Consider the following 18,281-nt stretch of genomic DNA (forward strand, 5'->3'; position numbering starts at 1 on the left):
GCGGTGACTTGTTCATATTGTCATTTTTTGACATAGTGACAGTATGGCGGATGATCGGAAACTCTATCTGGGGCCGAAGCTGCGGGTTTTGCGGCGGGAATTGGGGCTCAACCAGACGCGGATGGCGGAGGAGCTGGGGGTATCGCCCAGTTACCTGAACCATCTGGAGCGCAACCAGCGGCCGTTGACGGCGCAGATGCTGCTGCGGCTGGCCAATGTCTATGACATCGACATTCGCGATTTCGTCGCCAGCACGCAGGAAGGAGCCGCGAGCGCGCTGGGGGAGATTTTGTCCGATGCGCTGGTGCGCGACATCGGCGTCGCCAAGGACGAAGTGCTGGAGGTCGCGGAGAATTATCCGGGGGTGAGCGAGGCGATCGGGCGCTTTTACCGGGCGCTCAGCGATCTGCGGCGGTTGCCGGAGCAGGTGGCGGCGGGATCGGCCGGGGCGCCGGGGAGCGTGGCGCCGCTGCATGCGCCGATCGACTGGCTGCGCGAGACGATAGCGCGGGCGGGCAATCATTTCGCGGAACTGGACGCGGCGGCGGAGTCGCTGGCGGGGGAGCTGGGCGACGATCCCTCTGCCGTGCAGGCGGGGATCCGGGCGCGGCTGAAGGAGCGGCACGGCATGGCCGTGCAGATCGTGCGGGAGGATGTGCTGGCGGGGACGCTGCGCCATTATGACATGCACCGGCGGCGGCTGTTGCTGAGCGAGCGGCTGGCCTCTTCGGGGCGGCTGTTCGCGGTCGCCTACCAGCTTTGCGCGCAGGAACTGGCGGACATGATCGCCGCGCAGGTGGCGCGGGCGGGGCCGCCGGACGAGGACAGCCGCCGGCTCGCGGGGATCGCGCTCACCAACTATGCGGCGGCGGCGCTGATCATGCCCTATGACCGTTTCGCCAAGGCGGCGGAGCAGAGCCGGCACGACCTGCCGCTGCTGCGGGCGCGCTTTGGCGTGTCGATGGAACAGCTTGCCCATCGGCTGACCAGCCTGGGGCGGACGGGGGCTCGGGGCGTGCCCTTCTTCATGGCGAAGGTGGACCGGGCGGGCATCATGTCCAAGCGCTTCGACGGGGAGGCGTGGCCCTTTGCGCGGCTGGGGGGCAGCTGCCCGCGCTGGGATGCGCATGAGGCGCAGGCGCCGGATGCGGTGCTCCCGCAATTGATCGAGACGATGGACGGGCGGCGCTTCATCAGCCTGACCGTGGGGCTGCCCAGGGAGGGCGGTGCGCGGGGGCGGTCCGTTATCGCGCTCGGCTGCGAGGCGAAGCATGGGGCGCGGATCGTGCATGCCGACGGGATCGACCTGGAGAAGGGCGCGGCGACGCAGGTGGGGCCGACCTGCCATTTGTGCGAGCGGCGGGGGTGTCCGGATCGCGCCCTGCCCCCGGTGACGCGGGCGCTGGATTTGCATGGCTATGAGCGGACGGTGGCGCCGTTTCCGTTCCGGCGGGTTTGAAGTGGCCGATTGGAGAATATCCGCTTCGGAGCGCCTCCACGGCGAAAGCTGACAGCTACCGCGACAACTCCTGAGTGACATACGCCGTTCTGATGCGGCAGTGGGAATGTCAGCTTGTGTGAAATGCGGCTGCGTCGGCGATCGCGATCAGGAATTCCCGCTTATGAAGCTAGGGCATAAGCCGTTACGTATTTAAAAGGATGGCCACCAAACTAGCCGCCAACGCGGGAAGCCCGAACCAGATTGCCTTCTTGAGAGAAGCATATTTTCCGTCGCAGACCTTGGACACGTCGAAGCAGTGTTTCAAACGCGCTTCCGTGATTTCGGCCGAATCATGTGCGGCCACTTCGCTGACATAGCTTGCGGCATCGTCTTTCGCGGCGACCGATCCAAAGAACACAATTCCCTCACCCGATTTCGAAGCCAGCCTTGGCGCGACCACGCGGAAAGAAAAGAATGCCGAAATCACGAGGAGGAGGACAGAGACGATAAGCGAAGCGTAGTGCCATGACAATACAGGTGCCAAAAGCGCGTCTTTGATTCTATTAGTTCCGATCAGATACACCAAAACACCAGAGGCAATTGTAAACGTCCACGCGGCCTTCGTATCGGCCAGCGATATGTAATTTCTGACATACTCTTCTTGAAAAGCCGCGAAGTCCGCGTGGTATCCTTCTAGAGGTGATATGCACGATGGCACGATTTCCCCGCGGCCTGTTTCCGGTACAGCCAGCGATGGTGCGCTTCGGACCTCTTCCACGATCAGCGTGGCCATATGTTCGGCGCTGGCAGATTGATTTTGGTCGGTCATGCTGTCGGAATGTTCCATCGTCCGTGATAAAGCCAGAAGGCGTAAGGCACGTTATTGTCGGTGTAGAACCAGCCCGTCTCTGCCGTCTTGAAAGTAGCATACTCAGATTGCCAGACGGCGGGCAAACCTTCGTACACTTTTGTCCCGATCAAAATCGTATTCGGATCGGCGAAGGCCAGCATCTTACTCGCGATATTTGCCGTCGTCCCTATAGCAACTATGCCGTTGAAATCGCGGGCGACACCCACCTGCGCGATGGTTATCGGGCCGTGATCGAGGCAAATTCTGAAATCGAGTGGGATAAGACCCGCTTTCTGGATAAGCGGGTTTACAATGGTCTTTGCGGCGGAGAACATCGTGAGGGCGGCGGCGACGGCGGTCTGTTGTGAGGTAACGCCGCTTGCCGCGTTGCGGGTAAAATAGGCCATCAGGCCGTCGCCCGTGTTCTTCTCCACAGTGCCGCCATAATCCAGAACGATACGGATCATCTCGCTGAAAAACAGCGACAGGACGCGGAGATTGTTCTCTTGCTCCATATCTGTCCAAGAAGGGCGGCTCGAAAATTTGCTGATGTCCAAGAACATCACCGTGGCATCAATGCGGCGTCCTGCGTGAAGCGGAAGGTCGCCGCTGGATGGAATAACCCGCCCTGCCGCAACCTGACTGCGCTCGCGGATTTTGTCCACCGCCGCTAGATTCCGTGCCACCTGTTTTATATGGTAGGCTCGTGTGAGTTTGTTTGGATCGGACACAGCTATTTCACCCTGTAGACCTGATAGCCTTCTATGCCAACGTCGTTGCCGTCGAATTCGACTTCTTCACACCGCTCCAGCCATTGCACATGCACGAGCTCGTAGAGACCGCGTCCAATCCGCAATTCGTTCGCGGCAGCGGTTTGTTCGATTTTGACGGCGCGGTTGAGCGCATCACTTGCCACTTCCGGCGCTTCAAAGCCCGTTGCGGGTACAGTGATTTTCCGCAGACGCGCCGCGCCACAATCAGCTCCCACCCGTATGCTAAGTGAGGGTAATCCAGCCGCCTCCAAAGCGGGGTTTACGGACCCCCGCAGAACCGCAAGGAATGTAAGCCCAAGATCGACGGTATTGTCACATTGGGTCGTGTAGCCCTCGCTGTCGATGGTGGCGATGAAGCCGTCGCCAGTCGTCTTGAGGATCGCACCGTGAAAGTGACCGACGGAGGTGGCAAGCTCCCTCAAAAAAATGTCGTATGCGCGCTCGAAGGCTTCGGGATTGCGGCGACGCAGGCCGCTGCTTCCGCAAATATCCACGGATAGAAAGGTAAGGAAGCGCGTGCCTCCTGCAAATGAGAGTTGCGATTGCGGGCGCGCCTTCTCTGTCGGCGCGACGTAACTTCCACCGCGAAGCTCGGCGGCGATCGCACCGTGTCTTACAGAAGCATATTCGCGGGCGGATTCAATGGACGGTGGATTGTAAATCATGGGCAAGCCGCCGAACTGCGCGACGGCCATTTCCTTAACGGCTTCTTCTGGAATTATCACGCGAAGGAATTTGTCGAGATAGTGACGTTCACCGTTCACTTCTACTATCGAATAACGCCGCCTGCTGGGCTGAACGCGGACGGTTACGGTCTGGTCTGTTCTATCTGATCGAATTGGCTCGATCTCGAAATCGAACCGCGCGCGCACCTTGCCTGCCTCGTCTTTGTCCCGCCAATCGTTATCGCTATCTGTCGCCATCTGTCACGCATACCGCCTCAGCACGAAATCCCATACCTGATTCACTTTATAATCACGCAGTGCTTGAGGGTATCCCAAGGCAGCTGCCCGGAGCTTGCTATTCTCCTTCCGGCCCCGGTCATAATTTGAATGTCCGATTCCGAACGCGGGAGAATTTGAGTTGAATGGCAACAATTGGCGCAAAGCTGCCCCGCATTTATGTTTAAGACACAAACAAAAAAGGGGCCGCCGGGCAGGCGACCCCTTTTATCCTCTCCGCGAAAGCGGGCGGGCTGTTTTTAGTCGGCCTTCGTCTGAAGGTTGACGGCCGCATATTTGCCGCGGCGGTCGACTTCCAGTTCGAAGTCGAGGCGATCGCCTTCATTCAGGGCGCTCATGCCGGCGCGTTCCACTGCGCTGATATGAACGAACGCGTCGGGCTGGCCGTCGTCGCGCTGGATGAAGCCGAAGCCCTTCATGGCGTTGAAGAACTTGACCGTGCCGCTGGCGCGTTCGCCGGTAAGCTGGCGCTGCGGGCCGCGGTCGCCGCCGCCCGGACGATCGCCGAAGCCACCGGCGCGGGGTTCGCGCGGTTCGCGGGGACGATCAGTGACGGGGAGCGGTTCGCCCTCGATCTTGAGATCGGTGGCCGACACCTTGCCGCCGCGATCCACCAGGGTGAAGCCGAGCGGCTGGCCTTCGGCGAGGCCGGTCAGGCCCGCCTGCTCAACGGCGCTGATGTGGACGAACACGTCTTCGCCGCCATCGTCACGGACGATGAAGCCAAAGCCCTTCTGACCGTTGAAGAATTTTACGACGCCGGTGCCTTCGCCGACGACCTGGGCGGGCATGCCGCGGCCACCGCCGCCGAAACCACCACCGCCGCCGCCGCCGAAGCCGCCGCGACCACCACCGCCGCCGCCGCCGAAGCCGCCGCGATCACCGCCGAAACCGCCGCCGCCGCCGCCAAAGCGGTCGCCACCGCCGAAGCCGCCACGATCACCACCGAAACCACCACGATCGAAACCACCGCCAAAACCGCCGCGATCACCACCATAGAAACTGTCGTCGCCGAAACCGTCGCGCTTGTCCTTGCCGCGCCCGCCGCGGCGACCTCTATCAAAACTCATGCCCTGTTGGTCACTTTCGCTTCGCCCCAGACTAAACCGGACAAACATGTCGGGCGAATGACATGCAGAATCCACCGCCAGTACGCGGTTTGGGAATCACTATATCAACTTTTCAGGGACAGGCGAATGATTTTTGAGGCTGGCAAAAGGCGTCAAATTCGCCGGTCCGGGAGGGAATGGGCGCCTTTCGTTCCCGGTCGCCAAGGGGCGATTGCGAACCGGCCGCTTTGGCCATAGAGGAAGAATCATGACCGTATATTTCCACGAAGAGGATCTGCCCGAGGGCGTCCTGGCCCCCGGCCCGATCGCCGTCGACACCGAAACCATGGGGCTGATCACGCCACGCGACCGGCTGTGCCTGGTGCAGATCAGCGACGGGAAGGGCGACGAGCATCTGGTGCGCTTTTCGCCCGGCAGCGATTATGCCGCGCCGAACCTGCGCGCGGTGCTGGCCGATCCGGCGCGGCTGAAGCTCTATCATTTCGGGCGTTTCGACATTGCGGCGATCCGCCATTATCTGGGCGTGGTGGCAGCGCCCGTCTATTGCACCAAGATCGCGTCGCGGCTGGTGCGGACCTATACCGACAGGCATGGCCTGAAGGAACTGGTGCGCGAGATGCTGGGGCAGGAGATCAGCAAGCAGCAGCAGTCGAGCGACTGGGGCGCGCCCGCGCTGTCCGACGCGCAGAAGGATTATGCGGCGTCGGACGTCAGGTACCTGCATGCGTTGAAGGCCGAGCTGGACAAGAGGCTGGTGCGCGAGGGGCGGATGGAACTGGCGCAGGCCTGTTTCGATTTCCTGCCGCACCGGGCCAAGCTGGACCTGGCGGGATGGCCGGAGATCGACATCTTCGCGCATATGTGAGGGCTAAACCCATGTCGATTCAGGCCGATCAGCAACGCAATGTGCGCCGGCACTGGGCGCGGCCGGGGGGGAGCCATGACCGGCTGGTCGGGCTGCTCAAGAACTGGTTGCCGGTGTCGGTGGGCGTGCTGGCGGCGATGCTGGCGACGGCGCCCTTTACCGGGGGGGACAAGGTCAGCTTCGTGCTCGACAAGAACAAGGTCGAGGTGGCGAAGGAGCGGATGCGCGTGACCGAGGCGCTCTATCGCGGGGAGGACAGCAAGGGGCAGCCCTTTTCCCTGCGGGCCGGGTCGGCGGTGCAGAAGAGTTCGCGCGAGCCGATCGTCGACCTCAACGACATGTCGGCGCGGATATTGCTGTCCGACGGGCAGGCGCTGCTGCGGGCGCAGAAGGGGCGGTACGACATGGATACCGAGCGGGTCGCCATTGACGGGCCGGTGCAGTTCCAGTCGGAGGGCGGATACCGGCTGACCACGCGGGACGTGGGCGTGGACCTCACGACGCGGCGGATGCAGAGCGCGGGGCGGGTCGACGGGCGGATACCGATCGGGACGTTCAGCGGCGACCATCTGGAGGCCGACCTCAATCAGCGGACGGTAACGCTGAACGGGCGGGCGAGCTTGCGTATCGAACAAAATGGTCTCAAAGGGCAAAGGTGATGAGAAAGCCCCTTCTTCTGCTGTCGCTGGGTACGCTGGGCGCGGCGGGCCTCCTTTATGCGGGGGCGGATGCCCAGGTGTTGAGGAACCATGACAGCAATGCGCCGGTCAACTTCACCGCCGACAGGATCGAGGTGCAGGACCGCGCCGACCGCGTCGTGGTGTCCGGCAATGTCGAGGTGACGCAGGCCGGCATGACGCTGAATGCGGCGCGCATGACGGTGGCTTACCGGAACCAGCCGGGAAATGCGGCCGGAGCCAATGGCGTGGAGATCGACCGGATCGATGCGTCCGGCAATGTCGTGGTGCGCAAGGCGGACCAGACGGCGAAGGGCAATGTCGCGATCTACGACCTCAACAGCAAGCTGATCACCATGCTGGGCAATGTGTCGCTGACGCAGGGGACGAACCGGCTGACCGGCGGGCGGCTGGTGATCGACCTGACCAGCGGGCGATCGACCGTGGACGGGCGGGCTGCGGGTGGTGGCAGCTCGGGCGTTTCCGGCGGGGCGTCGGGCGGGCGCGTGTCGGGCACGTTCACGGTGCCGCAGCGGAAAGAGTGACGGATCTGCGGGCCCTCCGCTGGGGATGACGTTTCCCTGGAGCGATTTCCAAGCATTCGGAACCGATCGCTGGTTAAGAAATCGCGGCAAACACGGAATCCAGAGCGTTTCCACTCATGGTGTCGATCCGTCCTAGGGGCGGTTGTCCCATTGGATGAGTTGGGGGACGCCGGCTTCGTCGATCGCCAGCTCTCCGAAGGCGCCGGTGCGGAGCTTCAGGCTGGCGAGCGGCAGGCCCAGCGCCAGGAGCGCGAAGCGGGCGGCGCCGTTGCTGGTGACGAGGAGGTCGGCGCCCTCCCCTTCCTGCGCGAACCAGTGTTTCCAGGCGGTCAGGCGGGATGGCGCATCCACGGTCCAGTCCCGGGGCGGGATGCCCTGTTCGTCCCAGGCAGCGAGGGCTTCGGCGCCCAGTCGCGCGAGAACCTGCGCTTCGGCCTGGCCTTCGTCGGGGCCGTGGTCGATCTCGTTGAGCCAAAGGAGCGGGCCGTCCATGGCGTGGCCGGTGGCGGCGGCGATGCTGGCGGCGGTTTGCCGGGCGCGGAGCAGCGGGCTGCTGTGGAGGCGGCGGATCGGGAAAGCCTGGGCCGCGAACCAGGCGCCGAGACGGGCGGCCTGGGCGTGGCCGCTTTCCACCAGCGGAATGTCGGTGCGCGCGCCGATGCGCCGGGCATCGGCGCTGCTTTCGAAGGTGTTGCCGTGGCGGATGATGAAGATGCGGCGCATGGATCAGGGCGCCAGGGGAGGAACCGGATCGCCGTGGGTCGCGATGAGCGCCTCCACGCGGGCGATGTCGGCTTCGGTGTCGATGCCGGAGCTGTCGAAGAGCGGCGGGGATACCGGGACGGTCGTGACGGGGATGCCCAGTTCGAGGAGGCGAAGCTGTTCGAGCCCCTCGAGATTTTCCAGCGCCGTGGGGGGCGTGGCTTCGAAGCGGGTCAGCGCGTCGAGCGTGTAGCCATAGAGGCCGACATGGCGCCAGACCGGGGAAAGCGGCTGGCTTTGGCGCAGGGCCTGCTCATCGCGGATGGCGGGGATGATGGTTTTCGAGAACCAGAGGGCGCGGCCGTCGGGCGCGCGGGCACAGGTGGTGCCGCTGAAGGGCGAGCGCGTCTTGTGATCGCGCAGGGCATCGAGCGCAGGCCAGTCGAGTGCGATGACCGGGGTGGCGACCGCTGCCCCCGCCTCCAGCGCGGCGATGACGGCGCGCAGCGCGCCTTCCGGCTGGAAGGGGCTGTCGCCCTGAAGATTGACGATGAAGCGGGGCGGCGTTTCGCACTGGCGGGCGGCGGCCAGGGCGCGGCCGGAGCCGGTGGCGATGGCGCTGTCCGTCAGGACGGCGTCGCAACCCGCGGCGCGGGCGTGGGCCGCGATTTCCTGGTCATCGGTGGCGACGAGCAATTGGGTGTCCGGAAGGCCAGCCGTGGCGGCGCGGGCCATGGCGATGGTCCGGTGCAACAGCGTGCGGCCGGCTATGAAGCGCAACGGCTTGCGCGGCAGGCGGGACGAGCCGGCGCGGGCGGGAATGACGACAAGCGTGGAAATGGTCATCGGTTCAAATAGCTGGAGCGGTTTCCAAAGGATCCGAGCCGATCCCTGGACGAGAAGTTGGGGGAAAGCAGCAACCCGGAGCGGCGATCTGGTCCGATCGGACCGGAAGTCGCCCCGGCGCTTCGAGCAAGCCGACGCAGCAGCCTGAGGGCGAAACCAGGTCCTTGCCTGAGCGGGCGCGCGGTCGTTCCCGGGGCACCGGTGCTGGTCAGGCGACGCCCGCGTGGAGCAGGTCGTGCATGTGGAGGGCGCCGACCAGACGGCCCTTTTCGCAGACGAAGAGCAGCGTGATATTATGGTCGTGCATCTGGCGGAGCGCTTCGGAAGCCAGTTCTTCCGGGCCGACCGAGACGGGCTGAACCGTCATGTAGCGGCCCACCGGCTCATTCATGTGACGGGTGCCGGTGACGGTGCGGCGCAGGTCGCCATCGGTGAAGGCGCCGATCAGTTCGCCCTGGGCGGTGACGACCGCCGTGCCGCCCAGGCGGGCGCGGGTCATTTCGATGGTGGCGTCGAGCAGGGAGGCGTCCTCCTCCACCCGCGGCACGTTTTGCCCGGACGCCATGAGTTCGCGCACCTTCACAAGTTGCGCGCCGAGCCGGCCATTGGGGTGGAATTTATGGAAATCGTCCGCCGAGAAGCCGCGCATTTCCATGAGCGCGATGGCGAGCGCGTCGCCGAACGCCATCTGGATCGTGGTGGAGGTGGTGGGCGCCAGCGAATTGGGGCAGGCCTCCTTCACGTCGGGCATCAGCATGCAGATGTCCGACGACGCCGCAACGGTGCTGTGCGGACGCGCCGTCATGCCCAGCAGCGGGATCGCGAACCGCTTGCAATATTGGATGATCGGGCCGAGTTCGTTGGACTCGCCGGAATGGGACAGCATCAGCACGACATCGTCCGGCGTCACCATGCCAAGGTCGCCATGACCCGCATCGGCGGGATGCAGGAAGATGGCGGGCGTGCCGGTGGAGGTCAGCGTCGCGGTCATCTTGCGCGCGACGATGCCGCTCTTTCCCATGCCCGTGACGATCAGGCGGCCGCGCACGCTCATGATCACGCCGACCATTCGCAGGAAGGTCGCGGAAAATTCCCGGTCGTCGAACTGGTTTTCCAGGGCGCTCAGCCCTTCGGCAGCGATGGATAATGTACGGCGCGCTGTTTCAGCAATGCGCCCGCCTGAGCCAAATGGCACGATCTTCGTTACTGTCGACACGCGTAAGCCCTTTTTTCCGCCATCATCGCCGGCTTTTCCCGACTGACGACAGCGGTGACGATCCACCCTCCCAAGGTGTCCCGTCCTACCTCATTCGCGACCCGACCGATCCGGAATGACCGGTACCCGGCTGCGGGAATAGGCTCCTTCCCCTAATATTGGCAAACGATTTCGCAAGCGCGAATGATGATTTGCGCGCCATTAACTCCACAATGGATGGAAAAGCGACGAGTTGCCAAATTATTCGGTGGATGGAGGAACCTTTTGATCGACAGGCAGTTATGGCGCGCCCTGCTGCATTGCGCCATGATCAGCCATGATAGGCGCGATACCAGTCGACGAAGCGGGGAACCCCCACTTCGATGCCGGTGGTCGGCGCAAAGCCGATGTCCTGCGCGATTGCGCTGATATCAGCGAAGGTCGCCGGAACATCGCCGGGCTGCATCGGCTGGAAATCAACCTCCGCCTTTCGTCCGCAGGCATCCTCCAGGACCGAGATGAGGTGCATCAGCTCCTCCGGCCGGTTGTTGCCGATATTGTAGAGCCGGTGCGGCGAGCGGCTTCCCCCCGCCTTGGCCGCGCCGTCATCCTCCGGCGCGTGGTCGAGGCAGCCGACCACGCCGCTGACGATGTCGTCGATATAGGTGAAGTCGCGCTGCATCCGGCCATGGTTGAAGACGGGAATCGGCTGGCCCGACAGGATCCTGGAGGTGAAGATCCACATCGCCATGTCGGGGCGGCCCCAGGGGCCGTAGACGGTGAAGAAGCGCAGGCCGGTCATGGGAATGCGGAAGAGATGGGCGTAGGTCTCGCTCATCAATTCATCCGCCCGCTTGGTCGCGGCATAGAGCGAGACGGGATGATCGGCCCGGTCCTCCACCCGGAAGGGCAGCGTGTCATTGCCGCCATAGACCGAGGAGGAGGAGGCGTAGACCAGGTGCCGCACCCGCCGTTCCCGCGCCACCTCCAGCATGTTGACATGGCCCGCCAGGTTGGAGCGGACATAGGCATGGGGGTTGATCAGCGAATAGCGCACGCCCGCCTGCGCGCCCAGATGGATGATCGCATCGACGGGATGGTCGTGCAGCGCGACCTGGAGCGCGTCCATGTCGGCAAAGTCCAGCTCCGCGAAGGTGAACAGGCGGCCGTGACGCTCCTGCAGGGCGGCGATCCGGTCACGCTTGAGCGAAACCGGATAATAGTCGTTCATATTGTCGATGCCGAAGACCGCCCGGCCCTGTGCGAGCAGGCGGTCCGCAACGGCCATGCCGATGAAGCCGGCCGCGCCGGTCACGAGGATTGTCATGGGTTGCGGGTTCCTGTCCTTGCCTGGCGTCGGAGTCTTTCACAGACAATCCGGGAAGCGATGTAAAGGGCTTTCCCCATAAGGTTCGTGATAGTGGCTAAAATTGCTGGCCTGTGATGCTGGCCTGTGATGCAGGGCGGATTGCGGCCCCCTGGGGCGCGGGCCGGGAAGCGGGGCTGGGAACGGATGGAGTGCGGACGTCAGACAGCGCGGTCCTGGCCGGCCTGATGTCCGGTCGGTTCGCCGGCCATGCCCAGGAGCAGGTCGATCTTGTCGTGCAGGTTCGCGATCTGCGCTTCGGCGCGAATATTCGTCTCATAGTCCAGGCGCGCGTCGAGCCGGTCCTTCGCCGCCTGCCGGTTCTGGCTCATCATGATGATCGGCGCCTGCAATGCGGCGAGCATCGAGAGCATCAGGTTCAGGAAGATGAAGGGGAAGGGATCAAAGGCATGACCCACAAGGACGACCGTGTTCAATAGGGCCCACGCCACCAGGAACAGGCCGAAGCCGATGATGAAGCTCCAGGAGCCGCCGACGGCAGCCACGCGATCGGCGAGGCGCTCGCCAAAGGTCAGGCGCTCGTCAAAGACCTGGTTGACGTCGCGGACATGGTGCGCGCGGCGGAACGGCGCGGCGAGAAAGCGGATTGCTGCGTTCATGACTCACCTCTTGCGACCGTGCCCTCTGAGCCGGCGCCGGTGAGCTGAAGTCGTTTCAGTTCGCCAGCTCCCCCAGAGGGACGGTCCTTCGACTAGGGTCGTTGTCAGGCATTGGTCCCTCAAGGAAGGAGATTGCGGATCGGACGGCGCGAACGCCGCCTGACGGTCAACTGATACCGCGCGCCCGATTGTTCAAGTGAAAGCTTTTTAATGTTCGCTTGAGCGCGATCCGCCTCATGCAGCGGTCGTCCTTCCGGATTAGCCATTCCCTAATCATTGGCGGCTAAGGCCAGGGCATGGACATGGCTTCCCATCCTGCAATGGCGAATGCGCGCGTCGAGACGCTGGACCAGCGTGCGCGCTGGTCCGTGCTGGCGGACGCGGCGGCGGAGGCCAATGCCTTCTATATCCCCGACATGCTGTGCGCGGCGCTGGATCACCTGGCGGGCGGCGCGACCGTCCGCGTGCTGGAGGCGCAGCGGGACGGCGAACTGATCGGGCTGATGCCGGTGGCGATTTCGGCGCGGCACGGGCGCTTGCCGCTGCGCTGCGTCACCAACTGGATGCACGATCACTGCTTCTTCGGCGCGCCGTTGATCCGGCGGGGGGACGAAGTGGCGGCCTGGCGGGAATTGCTGGGGCAGTTGGACAGGGCGGCGTGGGCGCCGGCCTTCCTGCATCTGCGCGGGCTGGACGCGGCGGGGGCGAATGCGGCGGCGCTGGAGGCGCTGTGCGTGGAGCAGCGGCGCGGGCGGCGCGAGGTGCATCGTCATGACCGGGCGATGCTGCGGTCGGAACTGGATGCCGACGCCTATTGGGAAACCCATGTGCGGGCGAAGAAGCGCAAGGAATTGCGCCGCCTGCAGAAACGGCTGGCCGAGATGGGCCGGGTCGAGAGCCGGTTGCTGGGCGACGGGGCGGAGCTGGCCGCGTGGTGCGGGGAATTTCTGGCGCTGGAGGCTGCCGGCTGGAAGGGGGCCGAGGGATCGGCGCTCGCCTGCCGGGACGAGGATGCGGCCTTCTTCCGCGCGGCCTGCGCGGCGGCGTTCGAAAATGGGCGGCTGCATTTCCTGCGCATGGACCTGGATGGACGGGCGATCGCGATGCTGGTCAATTTCCGGCATGGCGAGGGGGCTTTTTCCTTCAAGATCGCCTTTGACGAGACGCTGGGGCGCTTTTCGCCGGGCGTGCTGATCGAGATCGCCAACCTGCAGGCCGTGCTGGGCGATCCGGGCATGGGATGGATGGATAGCTGCGCGGCGGCGGACCATCCGATGATCGACAGCCTGTGGGCCGAGCGACGGACGATCGCGCAATATCGCATCGCGCTGCGCGGGCCGGGGCGGAGCATTGCCTTTGCGCTGGCGAACGGGGTCGAGGCGCTGGGGCGCCGCCTGAAGGGCCAGGATTGAGGAGCAGATATGAATGCGGTGAGCGCCATCGAGGCGGCGGTGTTTTCGGAAGATGCGCGGACGGCCTTTGCCGCTGCCTATCCCGACCGGGCGACGAAGCTGGGCCATGGGTTGGCGGGGCATGCGCTGCTGACGCTGGAGGCGCTGGCCGGGCTGGCGGAGCGCATGCCTGCCGACCGTGTGGAATATAATCTGGGCAAGCTGCCCCTGGGGGTGCGGCCGGAGGATACGCCCTCCAACGGGCTGACGCTGGGCGAGACCATCCGGACCATCGAGACCAACGGCAGTTGGGCGGTGCTGAAGAATGTCGAGTGCGATGCCGATTATGGCGCGCTGCTGGACCGGGCGCTGGCGGAGCTGGCGCCGATCGTGGAGCGGGAAACCGGGCCGATGCTGCATCGGGAGGCGTTCATATTCCTGTCCTCGCCGGGAAGCGTGACGCCGTTCCACATGGACCCGGAGCATAATATCCTGCTCCAGATCCGGGGGGAGAAGACCATGACGGTCTTCCCGGCGGGGGACGAGGAACTGGTGCCGGCGGTGCAGAGCGAGGCCTTTCATGCCGGGGGGCATCGCAATCTGGACTGGCGGGACGCGTTTCGCGACCGGGGCATGGCGGTGACGCTGTTGCCGGGCGACGCGATCCATGTGCCGGTGAAGGCGCCGCATTTCGTGGAGAACGGACCGGCCGTGTCGGTGAGCCTGTCCGTCACCTGGCGGTCGGACCGGAGCGTGGCGGAGGGTGAGCTGCACAGCCTGAACGGCTTGTTGCGGCGGCGCAGGCTGCCGGTCGGGCGGATCGGGGCGCGGCCGGAGGCGCAGGGCATGCGGCGGATCGCCTATCGGATCATGCGCAAGCTGGGCGTCTGAGGATTTTCCGGAGTGCGGCTTCGGCCTCCAGACGGGGGCTGAAGCGGTCGACCTGCCACCATTCGAGCGCCTCCTCGCAGGTGGCGAGGCTTTGCTTGTAACGGTCCTTGCCGGCGAGCAGGGAGTAAAGCGCAAGGCCGCGCGCGGCATAATGGTCGACGGCAGCGGCGTGGCAGAGCAGTCCGGGCTTGTCCTTCCCGCTGCGCGGGGCGGCGAAGGCGGACTGGTAGTTCATCGCCGTACCGTCGTGGAGGAAGTTCAGCAGCAGGCCGACCACCCCTTCGCCATCGGTGAAGCGGAGCAGTTCGACCGCTTCGCTTCGGGTTGCGAGCGCGGCGGCGAAGCGGCGGAAGGCGGGGTCGTCCCAGGCATTGTCGGCATGGCGGCCCGCGTTGAGGGCGCGCATTTCCTCCAGCCAGGGTTCGATGTCGGCCGGCATGGCCCGGGCGATGGCCGGGAGCGCGCCGCCATGATCCTTGAGGGCGCGGCGGATCTGGCCGCGGCTGTTGGCACTGAGCAGCGACAGATAATCGGCGGCGCGCACGGCTTCCAGGTCGACCTGATAGACCGGGGAGCGGTCGAGGCGGGTCCTGCGGCGGGCGGGGATTTTCAGGAGCGGCGCGTCGGGGGCGATGCCGCCGAGGCGGAGGGTGCGCCAGTCATTGCGGCCCTGCAGCGCCCGAAGGACGGCCTCGGTCGCCTCCCCTTCCCTGCCCGCTTCGATCAGCAGGCCGTTATATTCGATGAAGGGACGGTCGGCCGAGGCGTCGCCGGACTGGTTGAGCGACAGCGTGGCGCTGCGGCCCAGCAGGCGGGGCTGCATGCTGTGGCCGAACAGGGCGAGCGCGATATCCTGTCCCTGGCCGTCGGTGACGGCGAGCAGTTCGGGGCGGACGGCATAGCTTTCCAGCCAGGCGCCGGTCCAGGTCCAGCCAAGGAAGAAGCTGGCGGCGGCGCGCGATTCCAGCGCCTGCCAGCGGGGCGCGAGACTGGCCAGGTCGGGGAGGCCGGTGAATTGGCCAGTGAATTGGCCAGTGAACTGGGCGGTGAGGGCCATTGCGAGGCCCCTTTTGGCAGAGCGGCGGTCGGGGTCAAGCGGCGAGGCTGGGCGGAGGGATTTGGCCAGAGGGATCAGAGTTCGCGGCGCAAGGCGGGATCGATGGTGCCGTCCGGGCGGACGCCGGCACGCCTGAGGTCACGACCCATGTGACCGGTGAGGAAACGAAACCACATCGTGAAGTCGGCGCGCAGCGACCAGAGCGGATAGCGGAAGGTCGCCGGGCGATTATGTTCGATCAGGCTGTGGCCGATCCAGGCAAAGCCATAGCCCGCCAGGGGCATGGCGGCGACCATCCACCATTTCCCGGCAACCGGCAGCGCGGCGAGCAGGGCCACGGTCAGGCTGGTGCCGGCATAGTGCATCGCCCGCGTGCCCGCATGGGCATGTTCCTGGAGATAATAGAGCCAAAAATCCCGGAAATCCGCCGCCTTTCCCTGCATCGTATCCCCTCCTGCCGGTGCCGAAGGGTAATGGGAAAAATGATGGAAGTTAAGATCGATGCGTCAGGCCGTGTGCCGATCGGGGGCAAACAGGAAATAATCATAGGCGGCCCGCGCCGCTTCGGCCATGATGCGGTCGCGCATCTCATGCCCCCTGTGATCCTTCATCACGAAGACGGTGATGACGAACATGCGCCCGTCCGGAAGGGTCACGATGCCCGTGTCGTTGCCGAGGCCGTTCAGCGTCCCGGTCTTGTGCGCGATGCGCGTGCCCGGCGGCAGCATGGCGCGCAGCCGCGCCTTGCCCGTCTTGCACCGTTCCATGATCGACAGCATCAGCGCGCTCGTCTGCGGCTGGAGCACCCGGCCCTGGCGGATCGCGCCCAGCAGGTCGTCCATCGCCCGCGGCGTGGCGGTGTCGCGGGGATCGGCGGCAAAACCGATATTGGGCATGTCCCGCGCGTCGCGCTGCGCGGAGGAAAGGCCCGATTCCATCGCGGCCTCATCACCAAAGCCGGTGCCGGGCACCTTGGCGCGGGCGAGCAGGTCACGCGTGTTGCTGTCGACGCGAAGCCCCTTGATCCCCGCGGCATGGACCCAGTCGTTCACCGCCTGCGGGCCGCCGGCGCGGGCGACCAGGGCGTCGGTCGCATCATTGTCGCTGAGCGTCAGGCTCATTTCCAGCAGGGTGCGCACCGGCACAGGCCGGCCGAGCCGGGGCAGTTGTTCCTCCAGGCTGAGGCTGCCGGCGTCCAGCAGCGAGAGGATCTTCGCCGCGACCGCCACCTTGTAGGTGCTGGCCATCGGGAACAACGTATCGCCATTATAGGCGAGCGTCTCGCCCGTGCCGAGGTCGCGCACGGCGATGCCGACGGTGCCGTCGGTCAGCGTCGCGAAGCGGGCGAATTCGGCCATCAGCCGGGCTTCGGCGCTCTGCTGGACCGGATTGGGCCGGGGGCCGAAGGCGTCGGCGGTGGGCAGCGGGGCGAGGAACAGCCCCAGGAAGGCGATCAGCTTGGTACGAAGGCGCGGCATGCGCCCTCTTTTCCCGATTCGCGGGAGAAGGGCAAGTGCCAGGCGTTGACAGCGGTTCGCCCGACGGTTCATCACGCCGGGCCATGAACGACACCATCAGGCTGGACGAGAGCTGGCGCGCGCCGCTGCTCGACGAATTCACGAGCCCCTATATGCAGGAGCTGAAGCGCTTTCTTCAGGAGGAGAAGGCGCAGGGCAAGCGCGTCTTTCCCAGGGGCAGCGAATATTTCCGGGCGCTGGACCTGACGCCGCTGGACAAGGTGAAGGTCGTGGTGCTGGGGCAGGACCCCTATCATGGCGAGGGGCAGGCGCATGGCCTGTGCTTTTCGGTGAGGCCGGGGGTGCGCACGCCGCCCTCCCTGGTCAACATCTACAAGGAATTGCAGAGCGACCTGGGCCTGTCGCCGCCGCACCACGGCTTTCTGGAACATTGGGCGCGGCAGGGCGTGCTGCTGCTGAACAGCGTGCTGACGGTGGAGATGGGCAAGGCGGCCTCGCACCAGAAGCGCGGCTGGGAACGGTTCACCGACGCGATCATCCGGCTGGTCAACCAGCAGGCGGAGCCGGTGGTGTTCCTGCTGTGGGGCGCCTATGCGCAGCGCAAGGCGGAGTTTGTCGACCGCAGCCGGCATCTGGTGCTGAAGGCGGCGCACCCCTCCCCCCTTTCCGCGCATAACGGCTTTCTGGGGTGCAGGCATTTTTCGCAGGCCAACGCCTTTCTGGAGGAGAAGGGACGCGGGGCGATCGACTGGGGCTTGCCGGAGGCGGTGGCATGAATTTCGATGATCAATTGCACCGCTATTTCGGGGTGCGCGAGGTGGAGGCGCTGACGCCCGATGCGCTGGCGGCGGGGATCGAGCATATGCGCGTCGATTTCGGGCTGGAGACCGACCAGCGGCGGCGCTTTGCCCTATGGTCGCTGATGTTCCTGCTGGGGGCTGCGCCCGATCTGGACGAGGCGTTCGAGGACCCGGCGGACCGGGATGCGGCGCGGGACTTCATGGAGATGATGGAGCAGGCCGAGGAGGATGACGGCTGAACGGCAGGTCGGGAAAGCTGGGCCGGCGGCGGGACCGGGTTCCTGCCTGCGCAGGAACGCGGTATCCTGTGGGGCATGCGAATCTTCACCATCGGCTATGAGGGCGCGACGCAGGACGAGGTGATCGCGGCCCTGCGCGCGGCGGGGGTCACGATGCTGGCCGACGTGCGGGCGGTTCCCCTGTCGCGGCGTCCGGGTTTTTCGAAGAATATCCTTGCCGCCGGGCTGCGGGAGGCGGGGATCGACTATGTCGGGTTGAAGGCGCTGGGAACGCCCGCCGCCGGGCGGGAAGCGGCGCGCAAGGGGCAGCATCAGCGGCTGGCGGAAATCTATGCCGGGCAATTGGAACTGCCCGAAGCGATGGTGCAGGCGGCGCAACTGGCGGAGATGGCGGCCGAGCAGCCGGTCGCCGTGCTGTGCTTCGAGCGGGATGCGGCAGCCTGTCATCGCTCGCTCCTGCTGGACGCGGTGTTGCCGGATGCCGAGCGGATCGACCTTGTTCCCTAGAGCGAT

21 protein-coding genes are annotated in these 18,281 nt (G+C 65.3%); 9 read left to right on the forward strand and 12 right to left on the reverse strand.

The genetic code is table 11. The features are described 5' to 3' along the window. The first annotated feature begins 43 nt into the window (after positions 1 to 43). Entirely contained in the window at positions 44 to 1,459 is a 1,416-nt protein-coding gene (locus tag MRBLMA1_RS22085; RefSeq protein ID WP_363739990.1) for a helix-turn-helix domain-containing protein, read from the forward strand. Between the two features lie 184 nt (positions 1,460 to 1,643). Here the strand turns inward: MRBLMA1_RS22085 and MRBLMA1_RS22090 are convergent, their stop codons facing one another. From MRBLMA1_RS22090 to MRBLMA1_RS22105, 4 genes are all read right to left on the reverse strand, one after another. Continuing rightward, a complete protein-coding gene (locus MRBLMA1_RS22090; protein WP_363739992.1) occupies positions 1,644 to 2,270 on the reverse strand; it encodes a Pycsar system effector family protein in 627 nt (208 codons plus the stop codon). Further along, positions 2,267 to 2,956 carry an adenylate/guanylate cyclase domain-containing protein gene (locus MRBLMA1_RS22095; protein ID WP_363739993.1) on the reverse strand — a complete coding sequence of 230 codons (690 nt, stop codon included), beginning with the start codon at positions 2,954 to 2,956 and terminating at the stop codon, positions 2,267 to 2,269. Before MRBLMA1_RS22095 ends, MRBLMA1_RS22090 begins: the two co-directional genes overlap by 4 nt. 68 nt (positions 2,957 to 3,024) lie before the next feature. Beyond that, on the reverse strand, positions 3,025 to 3,987 hold the full coding sequence (locus MRBLMA1_RS22100) for a hypothetical protein (RefSeq protein ID WP_363739994.1): 963 nt from the start codon (positions 3,985 to 3,987) through the stop codon (positions 3,025 to 3,027). A 278-nt stretch (positions 3,988 to 4,265) separates the two neighbouring features. After that, on the reverse strand, positions 4,266 to 5,096 hold the full coding sequence (locus MRBLMA1_RS22105; RefSeq protein ID WP_363739996.1) for a cold-shock protein: 831 nt from the start codon (positions 5,094 to 5,096) through the stop codon (positions 4,266 to 4,268). A gap of 247 nt (positions 5,097 to 5,343) precedes the next feature. Here MRBLMA1_RS22105 and MRBLMA1_RS22110 point away from each other — a divergent pair, with 247 nt between their 5' ends. Genes MRBLMA1_RS22110 through MRBLMA1_RS22120 form a run of 3 tightly spaced genes read left to right on the forward strand, consistent with a single transcriptional unit; the run spans position 5,344 to position 7,183 of the window. Then, entirely contained in the window at positions 5,344 to 5,961 is a 618-nt protein-coding gene (locus MRBLMA1_RS22110; RefSeq protein ID WP_363739998.1) for a ribonuclease D, read from the forward strand. 11 nt (positions 5,962 to 5,972) lie between these two features. Next, the gene (gene lptC, locus MRBLMA1_RS22115; protein ID WP_363740000.1) at positions 5,973 to 6,620 is read left to right on the forward strand and encodes an LPS export ABC transporter periplasmic protein LptC; all 648 of its coding nucleotides are present in this window, start codon (positions 5,973 to 5,975) and stop codon (positions 6,618 to 6,620) included. Continuing rightward, on the forward strand, positions 6,620 to 7,183 hold the full coding sequence (locus tag MRBLMA1_RS22120) for an LptA/OstA family protein (RefSeq protein ID WP_363740002.1): 564 nt from the start codon (positions 6,620 to 6,622) through the stop codon (positions 7,181 to 7,183). Before lptC ends, MRBLMA1_RS22120 begins: the two co-directional genes overlap by 1 nt. A gap of 132 nt (positions 7,184 to 7,315) precedes the next feature. Here MRBLMA1_RS22120 and MRBLMA1_RS22125 read toward each other — a convergent pair whose 3' ends face one another. The 5 genes from MRBLMA1_RS22125 to MRBLMA1_RS22145 all read right to left on the reverse strand — a co-directional run bounded on the left by MRBLMA1_RS22125 (position 7,316) and on the right by MRBLMA1_RS22145 (position 11,912). Continuing rightward, the gene (locus MRBLMA1_RS22125) at positions 7,316 to 7,906 is read right to left on the reverse strand and encodes a histidine phosphatase family protein (RefSeq protein WP_363740003.1); all 591 of its coding nucleotides are present in this window, start codon (positions 7,904 to 7,906) and stop codon (positions 7,316 to 7,318) included. A gap of 3 nt (positions 7,907 to 7,909) precedes the next feature. Continuing rightward, the gene (kdsB, locus tag MRBLMA1_RS22130; RefSeq protein WP_363740004.1) at positions 7,910 to 8,731 is read right to left on the reverse strand and encodes a 3-deoxy-manno-octulosonate cytidylyltransferase; all 822 of its coding nucleotides are present in this window, start codon (positions 8,729 to 8,731) and stop codon (positions 7,910 to 7,912) included. A 208-nt stretch (positions 8,732 to 8,939) separates the two neighbouring features. Then, entirely contained in the window at positions 8,940 to 9,947 is a 1,008-nt protein-coding gene (locus MRBLMA1_RS22135; protein ID WP_363740005.1) for a KpsF/GutQ family sugar-phosphate isomerase, read from the reverse strand. Positions 9,948 to 10,257: 310 nt separating this feature from the next. Then, the gene (locus tag MRBLMA1_RS22140; protein WP_363740006.1) at positions 10,258 to 11,253 is read right to left on the reverse strand and encodes an NAD-dependent epimerase/dehydratase family protein; all 996 of its coding nucleotides are present in this window, start codon (positions 11,251 to 11,253) and stop codon (positions 10,258 to 10,260) included. 200 nt (positions 11,254 to 11,453) lie between these two features. Then, positions 11,454 to 11,912, reverse strand: a complete 459-nt coding sequence (locus MRBLMA1_RS22145; RefSeq protein ID WP_363740007.1) for a DUF1003 domain-containing protein — start codon at positions 11,910 to 11,912, stop codon at positions 11,454 to 11,456. 296 nt (positions 11,913 to 12,208) lie between these two features. On the opposite strand from MRBLMA1_RS22145, the gene MRBLMA1_RS22150 reads away from it, so the two are divergent. Next, on the forward strand, positions 12,209 to 13,324 hold the full coding sequence (locus tag MRBLMA1_RS22150) for a GNAT family N-acetyltransferase (protein WP_363740008.1): 1,116 nt from the start codon (positions 12,209 to 12,211) through the stop codon (positions 13,322 to 13,324). Positions 13,325 to 13,333: 9 nt separating this feature from the next. Continuing rightward, positions 13,334 to 14,194, forward strand: coding sequence for a cupin-like domain-containing protein (locus MRBLMA1_RS22155; RefSeq protein ID WP_363740009.1), 861 nt, complete (start codon positions 13,334 to 13,336; stop codon positions 14,192 to 14,194). Here MRBLMA1_RS22155 and MRBLMA1_RS22160 read toward each other — a convergent pair. The 3 genes from MRBLMA1_RS22160 to MRBLMA1_RS22170 form a co-directional block, all read right to left on the reverse strand. Next, positions 14,172 to 15,251: a GNAT family N-acetyltransferase gene (locus tag MRBLMA1_RS22160; protein WP_363740010.1), complete on the reverse strand. Its 1,080-nt coding sequence runs from the start codon at positions 15,249 to 15,251 to the stop codon at positions 14,172 to 14,174. The two genes, MRBLMA1_RS22155 and MRBLMA1_RS22160, sit on opposite strands and share 23 nt — an antisense overlap. A 74-nt stretch (positions 15,252 to 15,325) precedes the next feature. Beyond that, the gene (locus MRBLMA1_RS22165) at positions 15,326 to 15,694 is read right to left on the reverse strand and encodes a DUF962 domain-containing protein (RefSeq protein ID WP_363740011.1); all 369 of its coding nucleotides are present in this window, start codon (positions 15,692 to 15,694) and stop codon (positions 15,326 to 15,328) included. 63 nt (positions 15,695 to 15,757) lie between these two features. Then, entirely contained in the window at positions 15,758 to 16,729 is a 972-nt protein-coding gene (locus tag MRBLMA1_RS22170) for a serine hydrolase (protein WP_363740012.1), read from the reverse strand. An 83-nt stretch (positions 16,730 to 16,812) separates the two neighbouring features. Between MRBLMA1_RS22170 and ung the strand changes: the two genes are divergently transcribed. The 3 genes from ung (at position 16,813) to MRBLMA1_RS22185 (ending at position 18,275) form a co-directional block, all read left to right on the forward strand. After that, positions 16,813 to 17,505, forward strand: a complete 693-nt coding sequence (ung, locus tag MRBLMA1_RS22175; RefSeq protein WP_363740038.1) for a uracil-DNA glycosylase — start codon at positions 16,813 to 16,815, stop codon at positions 17,503 to 17,505. Beyond that, a complete protein-coding gene (locus MRBLMA1_RS22180; RefSeq protein ID WP_363740013.1) occupies positions 17,502 to 17,768 on the forward strand; it encodes a hypothetical protein in 267 nt (88 codons plus the stop codon). The genes ung and MRBLMA1_RS22180 overlap by 4 nt, the downstream gene beginning before the upstream one ends. Positions 17,769 to 17,843: 75 nt before the next feature. After that, a complete protein-coding gene (locus MRBLMA1_RS22185; protein ID WP_363740014.1) occupies positions 17,844 to 18,275 on the forward strand; it encodes a DUF488 family protein in 432 nt (143 codons plus the stop codon). Positions 18,276 to 18,281 lie beyond the last annotated feature (6 nt).

It is taken from the genome of Sphingobium sp. LMA1-1-1.1, from assembly GCF_040676365.1.
In the GTDB taxonomy this organism is placed as follows: domain Bacteria; phylum Pseudomonadota; class Alphaproteobacteria; order Sphingomonadales; family Sphingomonadaceae; genus Sphingobium.